Source organism: Paracoccus solventivorans (genome assembly GCF_900142875.1).
In the GTDB taxonomy this organism is placed as follows: Bacteria; Pseudomonadota; Alphaproteobacteria; order Rhodobacterales; family Rhodobacteraceae; genus Paracoccus; species Paracoccus solventivorans.
In genome coordinates this window covers 1-6318 of the sequence record NZ_FRCK01000020.1, presented here as the reverse complement: position 1 = coordinate 6318, position 6318 = coordinate 1, and the positions used below count along the sequence as shown (strand labels likewise).

The 6318-nt window shown below is 69.0% G+C and carries 8 protein-coding genes and 1 pseudogene; 7 read left to right on the top strand and 2 right to left on the bottom strand.

Features of this window, described 5'->3' with window-relative positions; translation table 11 throughout:
• On the bottom strand, positions 1 to 94 hold a 94-nt coding region (locus BUB57_RS17210; protein WP_143159744.1), incomplete at its 3' end, for a GTP-binding protein.
• Positions 95 to 464: 370 nt separating this feature from the next.
• On the opposite strand from BUB57_RS17210, the gene BUB57_RS16135 reads away from it, so the two are divergent.
• Together BUB57_RS16135 and BUB57_RS16130 are read left to right on the top strand one after the other, a co-directional pair.
• Positions 465 to 917, top strand: a complete 453-nt coding sequence (locus tag BUB57_RS16135) for a c-type cytochrome (protein ID WP_073068863.1) — start codon at positions 465 to 467, stop codon at positions 915 to 917.
• A 5-nt stretch (positions 918 to 922) separates the two neighbouring features.
• Entirely contained in the window at positions 923 to 1501 is a 579-nt protein-coding gene (locus tag BUB57_RS16130) for a cytochrome b/b6 domain-containing protein (protein WP_073068862.1), read from the top strand.
• A gap of 68 nt (positions 1502 to 1569) precedes the next feature.
• Here BUB57_RS16130 and parC read toward each other — a convergent pair whose 3' ends face one another.
• Entirely contained in the window at positions 1570 to 3834 is a 2265-nt protein-coding gene (gene parC / locus BUB57_RS16125) for a DNA topoisomerase IV subunit A (protein ID WP_073068861.1), read from the bottom strand.
• Between the two features lie 202 nt (positions 3835 to 4036).
• Here parC and BUB57_RS16120 point away from each other — a divergent pair, with 202 nt between their 5' ends.
• The 5 genes and pseudogenes from BUB57_RS16120 to BUB57_RS16100 all read left to right on the top strand — a co-directional run.
• The gene (locus tag BUB57_RS16120) at positions 4037 to 4381 is read left to right on the top strand and encodes an SH3 domain-containing protein (protein WP_073068860.1); all 345 of its coding nucleotides are present in this window, start codon (positions 4037 to 4039) and stop codon (positions 4379 to 4381) included.
• A 3-nt stretch (positions 4382 to 4384) separates the two neighbouring features.
• Positions 4385 to 5203, top strand: a complete 819-nt coding sequence (locus BUB57_RS16115; RefSeq protein WP_073068859.1) for an SDR family NAD(P)-dependent oxidoreductase — start codon at positions 4385 to 4387, stop codon at positions 5201 to 5203.
• Positions 5204 to 5233: 30 nt separating this feature from the next.
• On the top strand, positions 5234 to 5431 hold the full coding sequence (locus BUB57_RS16110) for a twin transmembrane helix small protein (protein ID WP_073068858.1): 198 nt from the start codon (positions 5234 to 5236) through the stop codon (positions 5429 to 5431).
• Positions 5432 to 5433: 2 nt separating this feature from the next.
• Positions 5434 to 6024 carry a cob(I)yrinic acid a,c-diamide adenosyltransferase gene (locus tag BUB57_RS16105; protein ID WP_073068857.1) on the top strand — a complete coding sequence of 197 codons (591 nt, stop codon included), beginning with the start codon at positions 5434 to 5436 and terminating at the stop codon, positions 6022 to 6024.
• 142 nt (positions 6025 to 6166) lie between these two features.
• A pseudogene (locus tag BUB57_RS16100) lies at positions 6167 to 6318 on the top strand (electron transfer flavoprotein subunit beta/FixA family protein); the annotation flags it as partial.

The window sequence follows — 6318 nt, the reverse complement described above, 5'->3', positions numbered from 1 at the left end:
TCGCAGCCGTCGTCGTCGTCTTGCCGTGGTCAACGTGACCGATCGTCCCGATGTTGACGTGCGGTTTCGTGCGTTCGAATTTTGCCTTTGCCATCGTGGCCTCCTGATCGTCGGGCGGGCCGGCTGGACGACGCGCCTCGCGTAAACATCGCCGCGATCTATAAGTGAGTCGCTGGAAAATCAAGGCGGGCGCGTGCAGCGGGCGCGGGACTGCGGCAGCATTGCGGCACCCCTGCCAGAGGGCGGGACACCGTCCGCTCGCGGCACCGCCGCCAAGGCATGCGCGCCCCGCCTCTGCAACCCCGGCCACACCGGGAAAGCCTCGCGGATGCCCGTGTCATTTCAAGGGTCTGGGTAAAATCCGGCTGACGACTTCGTGATGCGCGCGCCGCGCTTCACGCTTGAGCCTCGGGGGCGGAGACATCATTTTAACGGCGCTTTTACATTTTTTAAGGAGCCATGAGATGCGCCTGATCCTCGCCGCCGCATTTGCCGTGACCCCCGCCCTCGCGCTCGCGCAGGACGACAGCGCCGTGCAGGACGCGCTCAAGGCGCGGCAGGGCTACATGGCCGCGATCTCGGCCAACATGGGACCGCTGGCCGCCATGGCCAAAGGTGACGTCGCCTATGACGAGGCGCAGGCGGTGTTCCACGCCAACAACCTGGCCGCCCTGGGCAATTACGAGGTCGAGATGCATTTCCTGCCCGACACCGCGCAGGGCCAGGTCGAGGGCAGCCATGCCCTGCCCAAGCTGTGGGACAACCTCGACGACGTGCGCGCCAAGCACGAGGACTTCAAGGTCGCGGCCGCGGCGGCGCCCGAGGGCGTCAAGGGCGGACAGGCGCAGGTCGGCGCGGTGGTCCAGTCGCTGGGCGGCACCTGCAAGGCCTGCCACGACAACTATCGCGCCAAGTGACCGGGATGGAGCCGGTCCGCGAAAAGCTGTGGGATCCGGCGCTGCGGGCGTTCCACTGGCTGCTGGCGTTCTTCGTGATCGCCGCGTGGGTGCTGGGCAAGTTCGGCCCCGCGAACATGTGGCTGCATTTCTGGTGCGGCTATGCGGTGGCGGGGCTGCTGGTGTTCCGGCTGATCTGGGGCTTCGTCGGCCCCGAGCCAGCCCGGTTCCGCCATTTCCTGACCGGGCCGGGCAAGATGCTGCGCTATGCGCGCGGCATGTTCCGGCGGGTGCCCTCCTACTGGCCGGGGCACAACCCGCTGGGGGCGCTGTCGGTGATCGCCATGTTGCTGGTGCTGGCGGCGCAGGTCGGGTCGGGGCTGGTCTCGGACCCCGATGACTTCATCAACGTCGGGCCGCTGGCCGGGCAGGTCAGCCAGGCGACCTCGCGCGCGGCGGTGGGCTGGCACAATCTGGGCGCCGTGCTGATCCTGGCTCTGGTGATCCTGCATGTCGGCGTGATCCTGTTCTATCGCTTCTGGAAGCGCGAGGATCTGGTGCGGCCGATGCTGACCGGCTGGAAGCTGGTGCGGCGCGACGATTAAGCGGCCCGCGCCCGTCGCAACGAAGCCCATCGCAACGAACAGGGCCGCCCACCGGGCGGCCCTTTGTCTCAGGTGAAACGGTTGTCGCGGGGGAAGCCGCGCGGGGCCATGCGGCCGGCGCTGGCGCGCTTGCCCAGCCACTCGGACAGGTCGGGTTCCGTGCGGGTGCGCCCGGCCGGGTCCAGCCAGGACAGCCCGGCCGAGAGCGTGATGCATCTCGCATCCGACAGCCCGCCGTCCTTGAACTTCTGCAGGCGCACTCCCTTGCCGCGGGCCATTTCCGGCAGTTCGGACAGCGGGAACACCAGCAGCTTGCGGTTCTCGCCCACCACGGCCAGGTGGTCGCCCTCGACCCGGCGCACCAGCAACGCCTCGCCGTTCAGCACCTGCTTGCCGCTGCGGGTCTGGGCCAGGATGTCGGTCGCGTTCACGATGAAGCCGTCGCCCGCCTTCGAGGCGACCACGAACTGCTGGTCCTCGCGCCAGGGGAACATGTCCAGCACCGCCGCGTCGTTGGGCAGGTCGATCATCAGCCGCAGGGGTTCCCCCAGCCCCCGCCCGCCGGGCAGGTTGTTGGCCGGCAGCGTGTAGAAGCGGCCGTTGGCGCCGAACACCATCAGCTTGTCGGTGGTTTCCGCGTGCAGCGCCATGAAGGGGCCGTCGCCGTCGCGGAACTTGACCTCGGCATCCAGCGGCTGGTGGCCCTTGACCGCGCGGATCCAGCCCATGCGCGACAGGATCACGGTGACCGGCTCGCGCTCGATCATCGCGTCCATGTCCAGCGGCTGCACGTCCTCGGACGCGGTGATCTCGGTCCGGCGGACGCCGGCGGGGTTCGACTTGCCGAACAGCCCGCGGATGTCGCGCAGTTCCGAGGCGATGCGCCCCCATTGCAGCGCCGGGTCGGCGACCAGCGCCAGCAGCCCCTCGCGCTCCTCGGCCAGCCGGTCGCGCTCGGCCCGCAGCTCGATTTCCTCGAGCTTGCGCAGGGCGCGCAGGCGCATGTTCAGGATCGCCTCGACCTGCAGCTCGGACAGGCCGAACTCGGCCATCATCACCCCCTTGGGGTCGTCCTCATAACGGATGATCTCGATCACCCGGTCGAGGTTCAGATAGGCGACGATATAGCCGTCCAGCACCTCGAGCCGCGCCGCGATCTTTTCCATCCGGTGGGTCGAGCGGCGCAGCAGCACCTCGCGCCGGTGGTCCAGAAAGGCGCGCAGCACCTCCTTGAGCGAGCAGACCTTGGGGGTGCGGCCGTCGATCAGCACGTTCATGTTCAGGCTGAAACGGGTTTCCAGGTCGCTGACCCTGAACAGCGCCGCCATCAGCTGCACCGGATCGACGCTGCGGGCGCGGGGTTCCAGCACGATGCGGATGTCCTCGGCCGATTCGTCGCGCACATCGGCGAGGATCGGGATCTTCTTGGTCAGCACCAGCTCGGCCAACCGCTCGATCAGCTTGGATTTCTGCACCAGATAGGGGATCTCGGTGACCACGATCTGCCAGGTGCCGCGGCCCAGATCCTCGATCACCCAGCGCGCGCGCAGGCGCATGCTGCCGCGGCCGGTGCGGTAAGCTTCGGCCAGCGTCGCCGCATCCTCGACCAACACGCCGCCGGTGGGGAAATCCGGGCCGGGCATGATGGTCATCAGGGTCTCGTCGCGGGCCTCGGGCGACTTGATCAGATGCAGGCAGGCGTCCACCACCTCGTGCAGGTTGTGGGGCGGGATATTGGTCGCCATCCCCACCGCGATGCCGCTGGCGCCGTTGCACAGCAGGTTCGGGAAGGCGGCGGGCAGCACCGCGGGTTCTTCCAGCGTGCCGTCGTAATTGGGGCGGAAATCGACCGCGTTTTCGGCCAGCCCCTCCATCAGCGCCTCGGCCGCGGCGGTCAGGCGGGCCTCGGTATAGCGGCTGGCGGCGGGGCTGTCGCCGTCGATGGAACCAAAGTTCCCCTGCCCGTCCACCAGCGGATAGCGCATCACGAAAGGCTGGGCGAGCCGGGCCATCGCGTCATAGATCGCGCTGTCGCCATGCGGGTGATAGTTCCCCATCACGTCGCCGGAAATCTTGGCCGACTTGCGGAACGCTCCGGTCGGCGACAGCCGCAGCTCGCGCATCGCGTAAAGGATGCGGCGATGGACCGGCTTCAGCCCGTCGCGGGCGTCGGGCAGCGCCCGGTGCATGATCGTGGACAGCGCATAGGTCAGATAGCGCTCGCCGATCGCGCGGCTGAGCGTTTCCGAGGTCGTCGCCTCGCCACTCGCCGTCCCGGCCTCGGGGCCGGAGTCGTCGGGATCGCGCGGCGTGTCGTGTGGGTCTTTGCTCATGGCGCCTGACTACGCCTGCGCCGGGTTCCGGTCCAGACCGCCGAATAGTGGCAATTCCGCCACAGAGCCGGTCACGAATGGCGGAACTGCAACGGTTCCAGGGAACGCGGCCCCCGCAAGCCGGGTTCTGCATGGTAATCCACCGCCGCAACCGGCATTCCGTCGCCCCGAAGCCAACAGCCGCCAGCCAGCCCTGATCGCCATGTTCCGCCTGATTGCCCTCGCCCTCACCTCGACCTTTGCCCTGCTGTTCCTGATCGGGACCAGCGGCGACCCGGTCGCTCCGGGTCCGGCGGTGATGTCGGCGGGGTTCATGGGCCGCGGCGCGGACGAGGCGGCGGACACCGCCCTGCAATATGTCGCCCGCCCGCATCAGGCGCTGAAGGCCAAGCCCGACAACGCCTCGGGGATCCTGCACATCCTGCCCTATGGCGCGCCGCTGCTGCCCATGGGCGAGACCGAGGGCGATTTCGTCAAGGTCCGCGACCGGGCCGGGCGGGTCGGCTTCGTGCGCAGCGACGTACTGACCGCCGCCTTCCCCGGCTGAGATTTGCGCACCGTCCTGATCACCGGCTGCTCGTCCGGCATCGGGCTGGACGCCGCGCGCCACCTGGCCCGCGCAGGCTGGCGCGTCATCGCCACCTGCCGCCGCGAACAGGACCTGGCCGCGCGCCGGGCCGAGGGGATGCTGGCGCTGCCGCTGGACCTGTCGGACCCGGGCAGCGTCGCCGCCTGCGCGCAAAAGGCGCTGGAGCTCGGCCCCGTCGACGCGCTGGTGAACAACGCCGCCTTTGCCCTGCCCGGCGCGGTCGAGGACCTGCCCCGCGACGGGCTGCGCGCGATCTTCGAGGCCAATCTGTTCGGCACCCACGACCTGAGCCGCCGCATGATTCCGCATTTCCGCGACCGCGGCGCCGGGCGCATCGTCAATGTCAGCTCGGTGCTCGGCCTTGTCGGCATCCCCTGGCGCGGCGCCTATGTGGCGACGAAATTCGCGCTGGAGGGGCTGACCGACGTGCTGCGCATCGAGATGGAGGGCACCGGCATCCGGGTGATCCTGATCCAGCCCGGCCCGATCACCAGCCGCATCCGCGCCAATTCCATCCCGCATTTCGAGCGCTGGATCGACTGGCAGGCCAGCCCGCGCGCCGGGCAATACCGCGACAGCCTGCTGCGGCGGCTCTACGAGCCCGGCGGCAAGGACCGGTTCGAGCTGCCGGCCGCGGCCGCCAGCGCCGTGATCCTGCGCGCGCTGGAAGCGCCGCGGCCCCGCGCCCGCTATCGGCTGACCCGCCCGACCACCATGGCGGAAATCGGGCGAAGGCTGTTGCCCACCGCGGCTCTGGACTGGTTCGCGCGGCGCAGCTAGTGTCGCCGCCAGCGAAAGGCACCCATTCCCATGCAGGACCAGCCCCTCTTCATCCTCGCGGCGCTCGCGGTCCTCGTGGTCACGGTGATCCTGATGGTCGGCATCGGCGGCTTTGCCCGCGGTGGCGATTTCAACCGCAAGCACGGCAACCGCATGATGCGCTGGCGCATCGTCGCGCAGGCGGTGGCGGTGGTGCTGATCCTGATCTTCATCTGGCTGAGGGGCTGAACATGGTCGTTCTGAACCGCATCTACACCCGCACCGGCGACAAGGGCGACACCGCGCTGTCGGACGGATCGCGCGTCGCCAAGCACGACCCGCGGGTCGAGGCCTACGGCACCGTGGACGAGCTGAACGCCACGCTGGGGCTGGCGCGGCTGCATGCCGACGGGCCGCTGGCCGAGCAGCTGGCGGTGATCCAGAACGAGCTGTTCGACCTGGGCGCCGACCTGTCGCGCCCGCATATGGACCGCGACGGCGACGCCCCCTATCCGGTGCTGCGCACCGTACAGGAACAGGTCGACCGTCTGGAGGCCGAGATCGACGCCATGAACGCGGCGCTGTCGCCGCTGCGCAGCTTCATCCTGCCCGGCGGCTCGGTGCTGGCGGCGCATCTGCACCTGTGCCGCACCGTGGCGCGGCGGGCGGAGCGGCGGGCGACGGAACTGGCGCAGGGGGGCGATGCCAACCCGGTGGCGGTGAAATATCTCAACCGGCTGTCCGACTGGATGTTCGTCGCCGCGCGGGTGGCCAATGCCGACACCGGCGACGTGCTGTGGGTGCCCGGCGCCTCGCGCGGGGGCAAGCCTGCGGCGGGGTGAACTGCCGCGCGGTGACTGCGCCAGTCCGCCGCAAGACGGCGAATGTCGCTTGCAGCCGCGCAAAGGGGGTTTAAACCAGCCCCGGCGACCGCTAAGCCATGCGCCGCATGTCATGGGATCATGAAACAGGGAGAGCAGCCGAATGAAGGTTCTCGTTCCGGTCAAGCGGGTGATTGACTACAACGTCAAGGCTCGTGTGAAGGCCGATGGTTCGGGGGTTGACCTCGCGAACGTGAAGATGTCGATGAACCCGTTCGACGAGATCGCGGTGGAAGAGGCGATCCGTCTGAAGGA